Source organism: Chryseobacterium sp. MHB01 (assembly GCF_034651565.1).
GTDB lineage: Bacteria > Bacteroidota > Bacteroidia > Flavobacteriales > Weeksellaceae > Chryseobacterium > Chryseobacterium nepalense.
Window position 1 is genome coordinate 106,534 of record NZ_JAYEDA010000009.1, and the last position, 16,884, is coordinate 123,417.

Annotated in this window: 16 protein-coding genes; 9 read left to right on the forward strand and 7 right to left on the reverse strand. The window is 36.6% G+C overall.

Going from position 1 to position 16,884, the window contains the following annotated elements; translation table 11 throughout:
* Positions 1-36: 36 nt before the first annotated feature.
* Positions 37-2,856, reverse strand: a complete 2,820-nt coding sequence (leuS, locus tag U9K52_RS15180) for a leucine--tRNA ligase (protein ID WP_322927238.1) — start codon at positions 2,854-2,856, stop codon at positions 37-39.
* Positions 2,857-3,038: 182 nt separating this feature from the next.
* Positions 3,039-3,512 (reverse strand): lipocalin family protein, encoded by a 474-nt coding sequence (locus tag U9K52_RS15185; protein WP_263602190.1) that lies wholly within the window; start codon positions 3,510-3,512, stop codon positions 3,039-3,041.
* Between the two features lie 155 nt (positions 3,513-3,667).
* On the opposite strand from U9K52_RS15185, the gene U9K52_RS15190 reads away from it, so the two are divergent.
* The 3 genes from U9K52_RS15190 to U9K52_RS15200 are packed head-to-tail and all read left to right on the forward strand — an operon-like array spanning position 3,668 to position 6,045.
* The gene (locus U9K52_RS15190; RefSeq protein WP_263602189.1) at positions 3,668-4,639 is read left to right on the forward strand and encodes an acyltransferase family protein; all 972 of its coding nucleotides are present in this window, start codon (positions 3,668-3,670) and stop codon (positions 4,637-4,639) included.
* Positions 4,640-4,651: 12 nt separating this feature from the next.
* Entirely contained in the window at positions 4,652-5,410 is a 759-nt protein-coding gene (locus U9K52_RS15195; protein ID WP_322927239.1) for a glycosyltransferase family 2 protein, read from the forward strand.
* Positions 5,411-5,418: 8 nt separating this feature from the next.
* The gene (locus U9K52_RS15200) at positions 5,419-6,045 is read left to right on the forward strand and encodes a hypothetical protein (protein WP_322927240.1); all 627 of its coding nucleotides are present in this window, start codon (positions 5,419-5,421) and stop codon (positions 6,043-6,045) included.
* On the opposite strand, the gene U9K52_RS15205 is transcribed toward U9K52_RS15200, so the two are convergent.
* From U9K52_RS15205 to U9K52_RS15225, 5 genes are all read right to left on the reverse strand, one after another.
* Positions 6,037-7,263 carry a 3-deoxy-D-manno-octulosonic acid transferase gene (locus tag U9K52_RS15205; RefSeq protein WP_322927241.1) on the reverse strand — a complete coding sequence of 409 codons (1,227 nt, stop codon included), beginning with the start codon at positions 7,261-7,263 and terminating at the stop codon, positions 6,037-6,039. The two genes, U9K52_RS15200 and U9K52_RS15205, sit on opposite strands and share 9 nt — an antisense overlap.
* A 12-nt stretch (positions 7,264-7,275) precedes the next feature.
* Positions 7,276-7,740, reverse strand: a complete 465-nt coding sequence (locus U9K52_RS15210; protein WP_322927242.1) for a DUF1648 domain-containing protein — start codon at positions 7,738-7,740, stop codon at positions 7,276-7,278.
* Between the two features lie 15 nt (positions 7,741-7,755).
* Positions 7,756-8,472: a C40 family peptidase gene (locus tag U9K52_RS15215; RefSeq protein ID WP_263602184.1), complete on the reverse strand. Its 717-nt coding sequence runs from the start codon at positions 8,470-8,472 to the stop codon at positions 7,756-7,758.
* Between the two features lie 78 nt (positions 8,473-8,550).
* The gene (locus tag U9K52_RS15220; RefSeq protein WP_322927243.1) at positions 8,551-9,198 is read right to left on the reverse strand and encodes an O-methyltransferase; all 648 of its coding nucleotides are present in this window, start codon (positions 9,196-9,198) and stop codon (positions 8,551-8,553) included.
* A gap of 384 nt (positions 9,199-9,582) precedes the next feature.
* Positions 9,583-10,416, reverse strand: a complete 834-nt coding sequence (locus U9K52_RS15225; protein WP_072883444.1) for an OmpA family protein — start codon at positions 10,414-10,416, stop codon at positions 9,583-9,585.
* 49 nt (positions 10,417-10,465) lie between these two features.
* Here U9K52_RS15225 and tilS point away from each other — a divergent pair, with 49 nt between their 5' ends.
* The 6 genes from tilS to U9K52_RS15255 all read left to right on the forward strand — a co-directional run bounded on the left by tilS (position 10,466) and on the right by U9K52_RS15255 (position 16,796).
* Positions 10,466-11,827: a tRNA lysidine(34) synthetase TilS gene (gene tilS, locus U9K52_RS15230; RefSeq protein ID WP_322927244.1), complete on the forward strand. Its 1,362-nt coding sequence runs from the start codon at positions 10,466-10,468 to the stop codon at positions 11,825-11,827.
* Between the two features lies 1 nt (position 11,828).
* Positions 11,829-13,892: a protein-disulfide reductase DsbD family protein gene (locus U9K52_RS15235; RefSeq protein ID WP_322927245.1), complete on the forward strand. Its 2,064-nt coding sequence runs from the start codon at positions 11,829-11,831 to the stop codon at positions 13,890-13,892.
* 212 nt (positions 13,893-14,104) lie between these two features.
* Positions 14,105-14,632, forward strand: coding sequence for an ExbD/TolR family protein (locus U9K52_RS15240; RefSeq protein WP_322927246.1), 528 nt, complete (start codon positions 14,105-14,107; stop codon positions 14,630-14,632).
* Between the two features lie 61 nt (positions 14,633-14,693).
* Positions 14,694-15,203: a hypothetical protein gene (locus U9K52_RS15245; RefSeq protein ID WP_322927247.1), complete on the forward strand. Its 510-nt coding sequence runs from the start codon at positions 14,694-14,696 to the stop codon at positions 15,201-15,203.
* Positions 15,204-15,214: 11 nt separating this feature from the next.
* Positions 15,215-15,997: an alpha/beta hydrolase gene (locus tag U9K52_RS15250; protein ID WP_323673806.1), complete on the forward strand. Its 783-nt coding sequence runs from the start codon at positions 15,215-15,217 to the stop codon at positions 15,995-15,997.
* A 1-nt stretch (position 15,998) separates the two neighbouring features.
* Positions 15,999-16,796: a patatin-like phospholipase family protein gene (locus U9K52_RS15255; RefSeq protein ID WP_312173805.1), complete on the forward strand. Its 798-nt coding sequence runs from the start codon at positions 15,999-16,001 to the stop codon at positions 16,794-16,796.
* The last annotated feature ends 88 nt before the right edge of the window (positions 16,797-16,884 follow it).

The following is a 16,884-nucleotide window of genomic DNA, read 5'->3' on the forward strand; positions in this document are numbered from 1 at the left end:
CTTCATTTTTTTTAATTTGCCAATGTTAATTTTTATTTAAATTACAATGTTCACAATTCTTCCCGGCACTACAATAATTTTCTTTGGCGTCTTACCTTCCAAAAACTGCTGAACTTTCTCATCTTTCATTACTGAATCTTCCACTTCTTTAGCTGAAAGCTGTGCAGATAATGCCAGTTTATGTTTTGTTTTCCCGTTAATACTAATAGGATATTCAATTTCGTCTTCTACCAGGTAATCCTCCTTCAATACAGGGAATTTTTCAAACTCAATTGAAGTTGTATGGCCGAGCAGACTCCAAAGTTCCTCACATATATGTGGCGCATATGGAGAAATGATAACGGACAAAGGTTCCAAAATATTGCGTTTGTTGCATTTTATTTTTTGCAATTCGTTTACCGCAATCATAAATGAAGAAACAGACGTATTGAAAGAAAAATTTTCAATATCGTATACCACTTTCTTTATTAAGGTATGCAAAACTTTGTATTCCGCTTTTGTCGGCTCTTCATCTGACACTTCAAAAACTTCGCCATTAAAATATAAATTCCAGAATTTTTTAAGGAAACCGTAAACTCCGCTCAGTCCCTGCGTGTTCCAAGGCTTGGATTGTTCCAATGGTCCTAGGAACATTTCATACAATCTTAAACCGTCTGCACCGTATTCTTCACAGATATCATCCGGGTTTACGACATTGTATTTTGACTTGGACATTTTTTCTACTTCACGTTCAGTGATAAATTTTCCATCCTCTTCAAAAATAAATTCAGCATCTGCAAAATCCGGCCGCCAAGCTTTGAATGCTTCCGTATCCAATTCGTCTGATGTTCCCTTTAATAAAGATACATCAACGTGGATTTGCTGAGTTTCATATTCTTTGGCTAAATTTTTAGATACATATTTGTTCGTTCCTTCAATTCTATAAACAAACGCACTCATCCCCAAAATCATTCCCTGATTAATCAGTTTCTGGAAAGGTTCATTATGATTAATATATCCTCTGTCCTTTAAAAACATATTCCAGAATCTTGAATACAACAAATGCCCGGTTGCATGCTCGCTTCCTCCAATGTAAAGATCAACCTGGCCCCAATAATCGGCAAGGTCTTTTTTAACAAAAACGTTTTCGTCATGAGGATCCATGTATCGTAAAAAATACCATGAGCTTCCCGCCCAACCCGGCATCGTCGATAGTTCTAGAGGAAAAATTGTTTTTTCATCAATCAGATCCGTATCAACCACTTTTTGATTGACTTGATCCCACGCAAAAGTTTTTGCATTTCCCAATGGCGGATCTCCGTCTTCTGTCGGTAAATATTTTTCAACTTCAGGAAGTTCTAAAGGTAATGCTGAAGTTGGCAAAGTGTAAGGCATTCCATCCTTATAATATATAGGAACCGGCTCACCCCAATATCTTTGTCTGGAGAAAATGGCATCACGCTGTCTGTAATTGGTAGTACCGTGCCCGATTCCTCTTTTTTCGATCGCAGAAATAATCAGTGCTTTTGCTTCGTCATATTTTAAACCATTTAAAAAATCCGAGTTTACACATACGGAATCTTTAGAATCGAAAGATTTCTCCTGAATATCTTCATCGGTTTCTACAACCTTTTTAATTTCTAAATTAAATTTCTTTGCAAATCTGTGATCACGCTCATCATGAGCCGGAACGGCCATTACAGCTCCTGTTCCATATCCCATTAATACGTAATCTGAAATATAGACCGGCATTCTTTCATTGCTGAAAGGGTTAAGAGCATAACTACCCGTGAAAGCTCCCGAAACATTTTTCACATCCGCCATACGGTCTCTTTCCGTTTTTTTGGAAGTTTCTTCGATATAGCTATCAATCTCAGCTTTCTGTTCCGGTGTGGTGATGGCTTCTACCAAAGGATTTTCCGGAGCCAGCACCATAAAAGTTGCCCCGAAAATAGTGTCCGGTCTTGTGGTAAATACTTCAATAACTTCATCAGGATGACTTTCAATTTCAAATTTCACCTGAGCTCCCTGGGATTTTCCGATCCAGTATTCCTGAGAATCTTTTAATGGCTGTGGCCAGTCAAGGCCTTTCAGACCCTGCAATAATCTCTCAGAGTATGCGGAAATTCTCATGCTCCACTGCATCATTTTCTTTTGAAACACTGGAAAACCTCCTCTTTCGGATTTTCCGTCCTTCACCTCATCGTTTGCCAGTACGGTTCCCAGAGCAGGGCACCAGTTTACGGTAGTTTCCGCTCTGTAGGCTAAACGGTAATTTAAAAGAATATCTTCTTTATCCATTTCGGAAGCAGTATTCCACTCTTCTGCCGTAAAATGAAGTTCTTCGGTTTCATTGGCATTTAGATCCTGTGTTCCTTTGCTTTCAAAATGTTTGATTAAAGTGGAAATCGGCTCCGCTTTGTCCGTATTTTTATTGTACCATGAATGAAACAATTCAATAAAAATCCATTGCGTCCATTTATAATATGAAGGATCTGATGTTCTTACTTCCCTGCTCCAGTCAAAAGAAAAGCCAATTTTTCTAAGCTGCTCTTCATATCTGGTAATATTCTGTTCTGTAGTTATGGCAGGATGTTGCCCGGTCTGGATTGCATACTGCTCAGCAGGAAGCCCGAAGCTGTCGTAGCCTACCGGATGCAGCACATTGAATCCCTGATGTCTTTTATATCTGGCATAAATATCCGATGCAATATATCCGAGAGGATGCCCCACGTGTAGTCCGGCGCCCGATGGATAAGGAAACATATCGAGAACATAAAATTTAGGTTTATCAGTGCTGTCGGAAGTTTTATAGGTTTGATTTTCTTCCCAGTATTTCTGCCACTTTTTTTCTATCTGCTGATGATCGTAAAACACTTTTATAATTAGATGTTAGATGTTAGACTTAGATACATTAGGTTAATTGTTTTAACTCTAAAAATCAAGAATCACAAAAATAATGATTTTAGGAGAAATAGAATTAATTTTGAATTAAATATAAAAAAACAAAATCTCATCCGAAGATGAGATCTTAAGCTTTAATGAAGTAAAAACTTTTATTATTGAGGAATTCTCTTTAAAGTATAGGTCATGGACTGGTATTCAGTAGGATCTGAAGTATCTTCAAATTTAATATTCATGGTCGTTTCATTAAGGGTAACCACACTTCCTTTATCCGGCTCCACGATTCCCTGGTATTTTACCTGAATAGCTTTACTGTCTTTATCATAGGTATAGGTAAAAGTTCTATCGAAAGTAGGCTGACAGGTTCCCGGTGTAGCTCCGTCTCCGTTATCCGTTCTTTTTCCCGTGCCCGCCGCTGCAAAAACCCATCTTGATGTCTTTTGGCAGTCAGAATCAAAAGTAATGGCATCTGAAACAGGATCATCTCCTATAGGGACGCTGGTAACAACCACTTTCATGGGCTGCCATGTTCCCACAATCGGATATTCTATTGTGTTATCGTCGTCGTTATTACATCCTGTCGCTACGAATAAAGATAGACCTGCAAATAGTAATGCTAATTTCTTCATGTATCAAATTTTTCAAGTGCTAAAATTATAATTTTTTTGATTTATTTAATAATATTTTGCAAAAAATAATTGTAAACTTAGTAATTTTTAAAAATATTGAGGCTTAAAGCGATCTATATTGCAGGAAAAAGTTATTTTTGTATAAAACAACACAAATGATAACGAAAAATAATTTCGACTTTATCCGCGTTCTCCTGGCCTTCATTGTCTTTGTGGGGCATCTTGGAACATTAAGCGCTTCCAAAGAGCTGGAAATTCTTCATTACAGTCCCATTGAAATAGCGGTTTTCGGTTTTTTTGTAGTAAGCGGATTTCTTATTGCGAGAAGCTACGAGCGCTCTTCAGGATTAAAAAGTTACCTGAATAAAAGAATCAGGAGAATAGTTCCTGCTTATTTGCTGGTGGTTTTTCTGTGCGCCATTTTATTAAGCCTTGTAAGCACTTATTCTTTCGCTGAATATTTCAGTAATCCCCAGGTTTATAAATATCTTTTCTGGAATTCTTTATTTCTGAATTTTAAAGCACCATGGCTGCCCGGAGTCTTTGGGAATCAGGCGGTAAACGGAGCATTATGGACCCTGAAAGTTGAAATGTCCTATTACTTCTGCGTTCCTTTACTTTTTTTATTGTTCGGAAAGAATAACAAGTACAGAAATCTCAGCCTCGTGATTATGTATTTTCTGTCTCTTATTTATCTTAATTATTTCGAATCATTAGATAAAATGTCTGCCGCGAAACAGCTTCCGGGATCGCTCTCTTATTTCATTCCAGGAATGCTGATCTATTTTAATTTCGACCGGTTCATTCAATATAAAAACACGCTTTTTAGTATTGCCATCTTCACAGTATGGATTGATCTGGTTTTCAGCATTAAATTATTTTCACCAATGATGATCGGCATTATCGTATTGTATATTGCTTACTCTTTTTCATTTTTAAATAATTTCGGCAAGTACGGAGACTTCACTTACGGAATTTACATTTTCCATTTTCCTATCATCCGGGTTTTTACCACACTTGGATTTTTTCAGGATTACAACCCTTATATGATGGCAGTGATCTGCATGTTGCTTGTTGTTGCAGTAGGGATATGTTCATGGCACTTTTTTGAAAAAAAATTTTTATAATTATCTACACAGATGAAAGAACTTGTTTCCATTATCACACCCTCATACAATTCGGAAGAATTCATTGAGGAAACAATACAATGTGTACTTGGCCAGACTTACGAAAACTGGGAATGGCTGATTACTGATGATCTCTCACGGGACAATACTGTTACAATTGTACAAAAATATTACGATACCCGAATAAAACTTCAGGTTCTGGAGCAAAATGGCGGAGCCGGCAATGCAAGAAATAAAAGTCTTGAGAGAGCCCGCGGAAGGTATATCGCATTCCTTGATTCCGATGATCTTTGGCATCCCGAATATCTTGAAACTATGGTTGATTATATGACAACTTACAACGCAGAACTTGTCTACTGTAATTATTCAAGATGTGACGAACATACCATGCAGCCTGTTCTCAAAGATTTTGAAGCAGATAAAATTGTAACATTTTCAAATTTACTGAAAACCTGCAGGCTAGCCCCGGTTTCTACCATGTATGACACTAAAAGAGTGGGTAAGTTTTTCTTCCCGGTAAAAAGTAAACGCGAAGATCATGTCATGTGGCTGAATCTTCTGAAAGAAATTCCGAAAGGCTATCCTTTACAGAAAACACTTGCCAAATACAGAATGCGCCAGAACAGTGTTTCCCGAAAGAAAAAGAATATAATTAAAGATCAATACCTGGTTTACAAAGATTTCATGGGATTTTCTACGATAAGGTCTTTGTACTATACTGCAAACTGGGCATTAAACGGATTTTTAAAATATTCGAAAATTTTTAATTAAATTTAAAAATGGAATATTCAAAAGAATTCAAGGCTGCTCTCAGTAATTTTTCTCCAGCAGAAAAAGACAAGCTTATTTTCAGATTATTAAAAAAAGATAAACTTCTGTCTAAAAAATTATATTTTGAACTGATTGACCCTGAAACTACTGACAATAAGAGAGATGCCATGGAAGAAATTGTGGAAGAAAAAGTAGTACTCGCGTCCAAATATATCAGCAATCAAAAATACTTTCTGGGTATCATCCGTAAAATAAGCGCCGAAATCACGGAACATGTAAAAATTACTACCGATAAATTCGGAGAAGTAAGCCTCAATCTTTTGCTGATTAATAAAATTCTTGATTACAATGAAGATCTTGGCAGGCAAAGATTTGATAATGTGTATAAACTTTACCTTTATATCATTAATAAAACCGTAAAAGCATTGACTCTTACCAGAAAACTGGATGTGGACTACTGGATGGAAATTGATGAACATCTGGACGAATTGAAAAGTAAAATCATCAAGAACCATTATCTTTCAAAGCTTTTTATTAACAACGGAATAGATTTAAACTGGCTTACGAGCGATAAAATTCCTGAAAATTTCGACCAGATTATTAAAGAAATTAAAAGCCAGGGCTTTTTAAGATAAGATTTTTTGCATAATCAATGTTGTGGACTCCGGTTTTTCGGCAATGAATTTTTTTGCATTTTCAGACATTCTGCCGAGTATTTCTTCATTATTGATGAGGAACATTACAAAATCTGCGGCTAAGCCGGCATTTTCAAAAGATTTTCCGCCATCTGCTGAGATCAGCTCGTCTGCTTCCGGATTTTTCCGGTAATGGTTCCCGAAAATGACAGGCACTCCGAAAGTTGCAGCTTCAAGAATATTATGCAATCCGGCATTATGAAAGCCGCCTCCCACCACGGCAATATCTGCATAAGAATATAATTTCGAAAGCAGGCCAATACTATCAATGATCAAAACCCGTGATTTAAAATCCATCTTTTCTTTAATCGTACTGTATAGAATAGCATCCGGGAAAGTCTGTTTCAGATGCTGAACTCTTTTAAGATCATGAGGCGCAATAATCAGTTTTGCATAAGGACTTCCCATCAACACTTCTTCGGCTACCTTTTCTTCAGCCTGCCAGGAACTGCCAAAAACAACCGCTTTATCCTGCCCGATGAAATCTTTAATAAATTCCACATGATTGTTCCGGCTTTGCAGCTGCTTTACACGGTCAAAACGAGTATCGCCTGTCACGGAAGATTGGGTAAGACCTATATTTCTGGCCAAAGCATAAGACATTTCCGTTTGATGAAAGAACCAGTCAATATTTTTCTGCAACTGTTTTACAAACCATTTTCCATGAGAAGTAAAAAATGACTGTGTATCATAAAAAAGTGCAGAAATTACATAAATTTTTGTACCCTTTTGTCTAAGCTCTTCCAAAAGATTGTACCAGTAATCATATTTTACGGTAAAGAACAAAGTAATATTGAGGTGAGATACAAATTCTTTTACCTTGTTTTTTTCATCAAAAGGGAGATAGCAGATTACGTCCGCAATATTTTTCTTTTTTACAACATTTTCATATCCTGAAGGCGAAAAGAATGTGATAAGGATTTTATGAGCCGGAAATTTTTCTTTCAGCTTTTCCAAAACCGGAAGTCCCTGCTCATATTCTCCCAGACTGGCTGCATGCATCCAGATCACTTGATCGCCTGCAGAAAATCCTGATTGTATTTTTTGTAAAGATTCTTTTCTTCCGAGAACGCCTTTTTTCGCTTTATCATTAAATAATGAAAAGATCTTCATCCCGAAAATCATTAAGCTGATAAATATGTTATAAAAAAAGCCCATTGAATTTAAATATCATTTAAAAATACCCACAAAAATAAACAGAACAACCAAACTTCCGATGATTGAAAACAACAATGTAGAAAATGCTACCCGCGGTTTTGCAGTATCGCTGAATGAATACCTCAGCATATAATCCTGGCTGTTTAAAAATATCAATGATATCAAAACAAACAGCCATCGCATAAAAATTCCCATGATGAGAAACTGGGCATTTTCATTTTCTTGAGTAATCGGTACAGGATAATTGGCTGATTCCGGACTTCTGATAAGAAACACAAATAAAAAATAGATAATCGTGAGCACAGCAGGCATCAGGTAAAAATATTTCTTATTTCCAAAACGATCTGCCTTTCCGTCAAGATCAAAATGAATAGGTATAGTCTCTGATAATACTCTATAATTTTTAATACTGAACCACCAAAGAAAAGCAAGCAGTCCAAAGTTTAACATATCAAAAATCAGGAGAATATTTTCCATTTTAATTCTTTAAAGTTACAGTATGCTTTTGATCACTCTCAATTTATGGGTGTGTTTATTCATTTCTTTATTAAAAATCCCGGTAGAATCTAATGTATCAATTCTTACTTTTCCGGAAGCATGAATAATTTTCTGATTATCCAGCATAATTCCCACATGAATAATTTTCCCATCAGGATTTTCAAAAAAAGCAAGATCTCCCGGCTGACTTTCTTCCACAAAGGTTAAAGACTCTCCCACGTCCACCTGTTGCGAGGTATCTCTTGGTAATTTTATATTGTGAACTTTATACACGAGCTGCGTAAATCCCGAACAGTCTACAGCAAAAAAACTTTTGCCACCCCACAAATATGGGACATTAAGAAATTCTTTTGCCGTTAATGCTATACTTTCCCGCATATTATGACTTCTTCTGGATGCCACTACCGGAAATTCTACTTCAGAACCCATAGAAAGCAGCGTTTTTCCGTCATTCATCATAACGGAAGCGAAATCTTCGGTTACAATTGTTACTTTGCGGGCAGCCAGCTCTTCATCGGTTACAGGTTTCAGCTGTTTAGTATCCATCCATCCTTCATAGTTATCATAATGCATTTTTATCCGGGTCCAGTTTTTATTCACTTCAAGGATATCAGCACTTTCGCCAAACAGGATTTCCGTCACAATTTCAGCTTTGTCTGAATTTTCCGCACGTACAGGTGCCACCGTCACAATACAAATTCCTTTATTCATATTTTAATATTAAAGGTTTAGATTGAGGACAATAGTTGAGAAATCCAAAGAAATCTTAACCTTATACTCTGCCTTATTCTATTTTCTGCGTAAAAAGTTTACACCATCGCGCAAAGGTAAAATAAGATTTTCAAAATCATCATCTTTTGCGATCAGATCATTGAGTTCTTTAATAGCCTGTGTAGACCTCTGCTTCGGGTTTTCTTCCAGCACTTTCCCGTACCAGAGTACATTGTCGAACATTATTACTGATCCCGATTTTGTGCGCGGTTTTATCAGTCTGAAATATTCAGCATAATTTTCTTTGTCTGCATCGATAAAAACAAGATCGAAGAATTGGTCAGTCTGTTTTAAAAATTCTTTTGCATCCTGAAGCCTGAAGTCAATTTGGGAGGAATATTCGCTTTCTGCAAAATACTTTTTAGGAAAATAGGCCAGGTCTTCATTCACATCCAGTGTAGTAATCCGGCCGTTTTCGGAAAGTCCTGCTGTAAGACAGAGTGTTGCGTATCCTGTAAAAGTTCCTATTTCAAGGATATTTTCCGGCTGCATCATTTGGGAAATGATTGTCAGCAGTCTTCCCTGCTGATATCCTGAGATCATGTGGGGCTGAGTTGTTTTCTGGTAAGTTTCTCTCCTCAGCTTTTTCAGGATTTCAGGTTCAGACGAAGCATGGGTTTCCAGATACCTGTCCATTTCCGGATTCTTTTCTTCAAAAAAGCTCATTCTACAAATTTTGTTGATTCAAATTTACTTAAATATAAGCAAAAGCACAAAAAAAGCCCGAATATTCAGTATCGCGGGTAAATGCACATAAAAATTACCGTGAAAATACGGATACCCTATTTTTTATAATCGCCATACCTTTGGTTCAGGGTAAAAACACTAACCAAAATGGATGCGGGAATCAAACAAATTAACCAAGAGAAAAAGAGCAATCAACTGCAAAAAAACAGGACTGATTCTCTGAAGAAAACTAAGCCGGAAATATCCACTTCATTTTTACAGCGAATTATTTCATTATTGAAAAAAGAAGAATTAATTTGATTAAAAAAATAAATCCCGAATTGCTTCGGGATTTATTTGTTATTGATTGAATGTCTGTTCTTGTTATTTCTTCGGCGCTATGTCCATTAGTTTCATGAATTCATCAAGCTTCGGCATGATGATAATTTCCGTTCTTCTGTTTTCAGCTCTTCCGGAAACGCTCATGTTGGTTGCCTTAGGATTGTATTCTGATCTACCACCCGCAGTGATTCTTGCTGGATCTACTCCAAACTGAGTCTGTAATACTTTAGCTACAGCAGTACCTCTCAAAGCAGAAAGATCCCAGTTGTCTCTCGGTAAATTCGGAGAGTTTAACGGAGCATTATCCGTGTTCCCTTCGATTAATACAGAATATTTGTCATAATCATTGATTACTTTGGCTACTTTTCCTAACACTTCCTGTGCTGCAGGCAATACATTGTAATCTCCTGTTTTATAAAGCATTTTATCAGAAAGAGAGATCATTACTACTCCTTTTAATACTTTTACCTGAACATCACTGTCAGCTACATTATCCAAAGATCTTTTCAGTTTGTTTGATAATGCTAAATTTAAGCTGTCATTTTTAGCATTGCTTGAGATCAGCTGTTTGATGTAAGAATTTGAAGAATTGATTTCTCCTACCAGCTTGTCGATATTGGCAGAGCTTTTTCCTGTATTGGAAAGACACGCATCCAATGATGATTTCAAAGCATCATGCTGACTTTTCAACAGGTTATTTTCGCTTGTCAAAGCAGAGTTTTGAGACTTCAGATCCTGAATTTCTCTCTGTCTTTCTCCCACGTTTTCAATACATTGTTTGTAATTTGAGCTCAGTGCATCATACTGTTTTTTGCTGATACAAGATGTCATCCCCAACACCATTGCAGATACTGCTAAGATTTTAAAAATTTTCATAAATAATCATTTTTAGACGATCAAAGGTAACAAAATTCATTTTAATAATATGGATTATCTTTGCACAAAGAAATTCTCAGCATACATCTTGAAAACGCCAGACCTTAAAAATCAATTGCAAAATCTTGTCACGAATCCCGAAACAAGCACCTATCTTCTGGCGGTAAGCGGTGGTGCAGATTCTATGGTTTTAGCACACATTTTTAATGATTTGGGATTACAGTTTCAGATAGCACATATCAATTATAAACTCCGCGGCGAAGACTCTGATCTTGATCAAAAAGTAGTGCAGGATTTTTGTAAAAAAAAGAATATTAAATTTAATGTATACGAGGTTTCCGAGAAGGATAATAAACCGGTCAACTCCATTCAGCTATGGGCACGGGAACTCAGGTATGATTTCTTTAAAGAAATCCGTGAAAAAGAAAACCTTGATTTTCTAGTGACTGCCCACCATCTTAATGACCAGCTTGAAACGTTCATTATTAATCTTTCTAAAGCAGCAGGAATAAACGGATTGGCAGGAATCCCAGCCAATGATAATAATATTTTACGGCCGCTTTTACCTTTTAGCAAAGAAGAAATTTATGCTTTCGCAAAAGAACATCATATTGAATACCGTGAAGATCTTTCCAATCAGAAAAATGATTACCTGAGAAACAAGATACGCCATGAGATTGTGCCGAAGTTACGGGAAACCAATTCACATTTTCTGGAAAATTTTAAAAAAAGTTCGTTATACCTCAACCGGACAAAAGATTTTGTCCAGCAACAGATTCAGGAAATCGAAAACCGCATAAGTATTTTTAACAAGCACTACAAAGTCTTATCAAAAGAACAGCTTGCCAGAGAAAGTACTTTTGTAAAATTTGAGATTTTAAAAAAATACGGTTTTAATCAGGAAGGAGAAATTGCAAAAATTTTTACGGCGGAAAACGGAAGTATATTTTTTTCAAAAGATTATCAGTTGCTCGTTAACTATGGAGAATTGGTTTTACAAAAGCTTGATGAAAAGTTTCATTTAAACAGTACTGAAGAAGAAATTGTTTTACTTGAAAAATTTGACTTTTCCGAAAACCAAAAAGCAATTAATCTCGAAAATGTAATGGAAAGCATTGAAGAAATCGATATTGAGTTCAACTGGCACTTCGATGCCGAAAAAATCCGGTTTCCACTGCAATTGAGAAGGCAAAAAACCGGAGACGAATTTTATCCTTCGGGATTTTCAGGGAAAAAGAAAGTTTCTAAGTTTTTTAGGGACGAAAAAATATCTAATTTAGCGAGGCAAAAAATCTGGATTCTGACGGACAGTGAAAATACTGTACTCGGGGTCATCCCCTACAGACAGGACCGGAGATATGCAGGGAGTGAGAAGTCCGGATACATTCTCAGAATTTTTAATACGAAGTAAAATGAAATTTAAAAGCTGGTTTTTATTAGTTCTGCTGTTTTTGGTAACAGGAATTAATGCACAAATCAAAAATCCTGTAAAATTTAAATTTACAATCAACGAATTAGGAGACAATCAATATGAAGCTGTGCTGAACGCCACAATGGAAAGCGGCTGGCATATTTATTCCAAAGACATTCCGGAAGATACGGGAATCCCGACTGAATATAAAGTTTCGGGAAAAAACATTGAACTGATCGGCAAATTTACCGAAGTCGGAAAAAAACATGAAGAATTTTCAGAAGCTTTCGGGGGGAACATTGTCTACTATTCCAATTCTGCGGGCTTTAAACAAAAGTTCAGGCTTAAAGACGGTACAAAACCGGGAGATGTTGTTGCTGAAATCACGTATCAGACCTGTGACGACAGAGTTTGTCTCGCACCGAATACCTTGGAATTCAACAAACAGGTAACACCAAAAGGCTCTGTAGAAGAAACGGAACCTGCAACTGCCGAACCTTCAAAAGATTCTGCGAAAACAGAAACTGCAGTAGTAAATCCGGCGAAAGGTCCTGTTGCCAATACAGAAACATCAAAACTGGATCCTAAGCAGTTAAAAATAGAATCAATCAATTTTGAGAAACCGCTTACTGATTGTGGAGTCGCATCTGAAAAAGTGGCCGAAAATTACTGGACGTACCTTCTTCTCGGATTTATCGGTGGACTTATAGCATTGCTTACTCCATGTGTCTTCCCGATGATTCCGCTTACGGTTTCATTCTTTACCAAAGGAAGCCTGAATAAAGCCAAAGGAAAAAGAGATGCTTTCATTTATGGATTTTTCATTTTCCTGATTTTTGTCCTGCTCAGTGTTCCTTTTCATATTATCGACGGAATTGCGGGAAATATTTTCAATGAAATATCTACCAGCGTATGGCTGAATATCGCATTTTTTATCATATTCATTTTCTTTGCAGGAAGTTTCTTCGGATATTATGACATCACTTTACCAAGTGCTATTGCCAACAAATCCTCAAAAGCGGAAGAAGCAGGCGGAATTGTAGGAATTTTCTTTATGGCATTAACTTTAGTGATCGTTTCTTTTTCTTGTACCGGTCCTATTTTAGGAAGCTTATTAGGAAGTGCAGTAACCGGCTCTGCAAACGTACCTATGCTGTTGACATTTGCTCTGGCAGGCTTCGGGCTGGCCTGGGCAATTATTTTCGGATTACTGGCCTTATTCCCACAGGCATTGCAAAGCTTGCCTAAATCCGGAGGGTGGATGAATACCGTAAAAGTTGTTTTAGGTTTCGTAGAATTGGCTTTAGCATTGAAATTTTTATCAAAAGCTGATTTGGTTTCCAAGACCTTCTTATTAAAAAGAGAACTTTTCATTGTGATCTGGATTCTTGTGGCACTTGGATTAGCACTCTATTTATTTGGGCTGATAAGATTTCCGCATGATGATAAAAAACCGAAAATCTCCATTACCCGAAAAATCCTTGGGGTTCTTGGACTGGGATTTGTGATTTATCTGGTTCAGGGATTAATTCCTTCGGAACGCCCTAAGCTTCAATTATTAAGTGGAATTTTACCCCCGTTAAATGTAAGTTACTTCCATGATGAAAAAGACGGAATTTTAGGAATGCATCCTGAACACGATTTCTTCAACGCCGTAGAATTAGCGAAGAAAGAAGGCAAACCGATTCTCATTGACTTTACCGGGTATGGCTGTGAGAACTGCCGGAAAATGGAAGAATTTGTGTGGAGCGAAAGTGATATTTTACCGATCCTTCAGAACGATGTTGTGCTGGCTTCGCTGTATGTGGACGATAAAGAAGAATTGCCGGAAGATCAGAAAACAAAAATTGATCTGGGTGACGGACAGGTAAAAAAAGTAAAGACAATCGGTGACCGATGGAGCCTGTTTCAACAAGTGAATTTTAATAATAATTCGCAGCCGCACTATGTTTTACTCACTCCGGACGGAAAAGTTATCAATACACCTGTTTCCGGATATATGCCTAAAGAGGATTTTAAAAAGTTCCTGGAATGCGGAGTTAATTATTATAAAAATAATAAATAATCACTACGATTACATAAGTAAAGCCTTTCCTTCATCCGGAAAGGCTTTTTTATTGTATTGATTTTTAGAGAAATAAAAAACATCCTATTTGTAGAATATAAAATTATTATTAAACCTGTTTTTTAGGTACATAATTTGTATTAAAATTTAAAAATAAGTATAAAATCGACACGCTTATTTGAAAACCGTTTAACATTTAAAAACTATTAACTATGGCTGAAGTAATCGCACAAGAAAAGCAGGGAGGCAGCAAACAAAGAAAAAAAATGATCCGCGTGGATATGACTCCAATGGTAGATTTAGGATTTCTCTTAATTACCTTTTTTATGTTTACCACTAATTTTACAAAACCTAATGTGATGGATCTGGGACTTCCGGCAAAAGATCCGAACCCAGATCTAACACACCCACCTGTAATAAAACCCTTAAATCAAATTACCTTTATTTTAGGGAAAGACAATAGAGTGTTTTATCATCAAAGTTTTAAAGAAGAATTAAATATGAGCAATTTAAAGGAAACCGATTTCAGCGGAATCAATATCACTAAAATCATTTCCAAAGCTTATAATAACGCTCCTAAAAAAGAAAATTTTACCATTATCATTGAACCTACCGATGATGCCAATTACAAAAACTTTGTAGATATTCTGGACAATATCGCGATCTCCAAAAAAGAACGTTACGGCGTTACCGATATTAAACCTTGGGAAAAGAAAGTTTATGACGAATTAACCAAATAAAAAACTAAAGGGCATTTTCAGGATGCTCTTTTTTGTTTATTTTTGGATCTAATTTTATTTAATGAAAAACTTTTTAACCGCTTTTGCTGTAACCACTTTAATTATTTCCTGCTCTAAAAAAGAAGCAACTTCTGTTTCAGGAGCAAGCGACAGTACAAAAATCATGGATTCCATTAATGCTGCGAGAACGAAGATCAATGACAGCATCAGATCTACCAACCATTTTAAAGATTTCAGCGGACCTCACAAACTTACCCACAATTCCATAAAAGGCTCCGGAACCATTTCATTCGAAAAAATTGATGACGAAAGAGACCATTATAATATCTCCGGCGAGCTGAAGTCCGGGAAAAATTTTCTTGAAATTAAAGGTTTTATGGCCGTTGTTTCAGATAAACATATGAATTTTACAGGAACGATTTCACAAAGCATTTCCGGAAACGAAAATGGAAAGACCGACCTTAGAAAAGGTACTAAAACTTTTATGTCCAAAGACGGCGGGAAAACATATCGTCTTCAGAATATGGTAAATGGTTCGGGATTTGTTGATTATATTGATATCCATTTTTAATGCCTGAAATTATGCTGAACTTTGAAAGAAAAGGAAACGGAAAAGAAATGTTGGTTTTGCTTCATGGGTTTATGGAGAATATTTCTATATGGAGCGATATGGAACCTCATCTCTCCGAAAATTTTTCATTATTGAAAATCGATCTTCCGGGACATGGGCAATCCGAAATCATTGCTGAAGTTCAGACGATGGAGTTTATGGCCGAAGAAGTAAAAAAAGTACTGGATGATCAAAACCTGGAAAAAGTTCACTTGCTGGGGCATTCCATGGGTGGCTATATCTCGTTAGGCTTTGCCGAAAAATACCCTGAATATCTAAAAAGTTTAACCTTGTTCTTTTCATCTTATCTTCCGGATGATCCCGAAAAAAAAGAACAGCGTATGAAGAGCTACCGGATCATAGAAGATGCTTTTGCGCACTACGCCAGAGCCGGAGTTCCCAATCTTTTCAACCCTAATGAAAGAGATGTCCTCGAGGGCAAAATAGAAATGGCCCTGGAAGTTGCTCTTTCCACAAACAATCTGGGTGCCTTGGCATCCGTAAAAGGAATGGTAGAAAGAACCGATAAAACTCATGTTCTTGAAAATCTCGACTGTAAAATTTTAGTTTTGGCCGGAAAACATGACAATGCGGTAAAAACGGAAGCTATGATTAAAAACCTTCCCGACAGAACGAATATCAAATCGTATGTCCTTGACTGTGGCCACAACGGACATTGGGAGAAACCTGAAATATGTGCAGCAATCATCAATACGGAACTTCTCCATCATTTACCGAAACATTTAGTTTTTTAATATGCTGGATTTCTTATTCAAAAAAAAGAAACCGGTCATCGGACTTACTCTTTCCGGAGGAGGAATGCGCGGCATTGCACACATTGCTGTGCTGAAAGCACTGGAAGAATATAATCTTAAGCCGGATATTATCTCAGGAACCAGTGCCGGATCTATTGTAGGAGCCTTTTATGCTCTCGGAAAATCACCGGATGAAATGATGGAGATTGTAAAACAGACTACTTTTTTTTCGAGGTCTTATTTAAAGCTTTCCAAGAATGGGATTTTCAGCTCAAAGTTTATCCTTAAATTATTCATGGATCATTTTCCGGAAGATGATTTCAAAATTTTAAAAATTCCGGTGTATGTTGCTGCAACCGAAATGACTCATGGAATTGTAGATTTTTTTTCTGAAGGCGAGCTTTTCGGGCCTCTTCTTGCTTCATCGAGTGTACCATTTATTTTGCCGCCAGTTAAAATCGGTGAAAAAATCTATGTAGACGGCGGTGTTCTGGACAACCTTCCCATTGAACCTATTATTGACAAATGTGATTTTCTGATTGCTTCGCATGTTAATTCCATCAGTTATGACAGCCTTGAAAAAATGAGTCTGATGAAGGAATTCGACAGAATTTTACATTTAGCCATTGCAAAATCAGTTTACTCAAAAGCAAAATCCTGTGATATTTTTCTGGATCCGCCTAAGATGACAAAATTCAGTCTGTTTAACAAGAAATTCCTCGATATTATGTTTAAGGAAGTATATGAATACACCTGTAAAGAGCTTGAGGAAAAAGGATATTCACGGTTTCAGAGTTAAACTAAACGTTTGAGCGTTTTAGTGTATTAAAGTTCAAGCGTGTCATTGCGAGAAGTGAATGACAAAGCAATCTCTAAAATCTAATGAT

Bases quoted from the DNA above. Each gene is read 5' to 3' on its own strand.
- tilS (WP_322927244.1), top strand. From the start codon at position 10,466: ATGGATTATCTTTGCACAAAGAAATTCTCAGCATACATCTTGAAAACG.
- U9K52_RS15210 (WP_322927242.1), bottom strand. From the start codon at position 7,740: ATGGAAAATATTCTCCTGATTTTTGATATGTTAAACTTTGGACTGCTT.
- U9K52_RS15200 (WP_322927240.1), top strand. From the start codon at position 5,419: ATGGAATATTCAAAAGAATTCAAGGCTGCTCTCAGTAATTTTTCTCCA.
- U9K52_RS15250 (WP_323673806.1), top strand. From the start codon at position 15,215: ATGCTGAACTTTGAAAGAAAAGGAAACGGAAAAGAAATGTTGGTTTTG.
- U9K52_RS15185 (WP_263602190.1), bottom strand. From the start codon at position 3,512: ATGAAGAAATTAGCATTACTATTTGCAGGTCTATCTTTATTCGTAGCG.
- U9K52_RS15220 (WP_322927243.1), bottom strand. From the start codon at position 9,198: ATGAGCTTTTTTGAAGAAAAGAATCCGGAAATGGACAGGTATCTGGAA.
- U9K52_RS15215 (WP_263602184.1), bottom strand. From the start codon at position 8,472: ATGAATAAAGGAATTTGTATTGTGACGGTGGCACCTGTACGTGCGGAA.
- U9K52_RS15245 (WP_322927247.1), top strand. From the start codon at position 14,694: ATGAAAAACTTTTTAACCGCTTTTGCTGTAACCACTTTAATTATTTCC.
- U9K52_RS15255 (WP_312173805.1), top strand. From the start codon at position 15,999: ATGCTGGATTTCTTATTCAAAAAAAAGAAACCGGTCATCGGACTTACT.
- U9K52_RS15235 (WP_322927245.1), top strand. From the start codon at position 11,829: ATGAAATTTAAAAGCTGGTTTTTATTAGTTCTGCTGTTTTTGGTAACA.
- U9K52_RS15205 (WP_322927241.1), bottom strand. From the start codon at position 7,263: ATGGGCTTTTTTTATAACATATTTATCAGCTTAATGATTTTCGGGATG.
- U9K52_RS15190 (WP_263602189.1), top strand. From the start codon at position 3,668: ATGATAACGAAAAATAATTTCGACTTTATCCGCGTTCTCCTGGCCTTC.
- U9K52_RS15240 (WP_322927246.1), top strand. From the start codon at position 14,105: ATGGCTGAAGTAATCGCACAAGAAAAGCAGGGAGGCAGCAAACAAAGA.
- U9K52_RS15225 (WP_072883444.1), bottom strand. From the start codon at position 10,416: ATGAAAATTTTTAAAATCTTAGCAGTATCTGCAATGGTGTTGGGGATG.
- U9K52_RS15195 (WP_322927239.1), top strand. From the start codon at position 4,652: ATGAAAGAACTTGTTTCCATTATCACACCCTCATACAATTCGGAAGAA.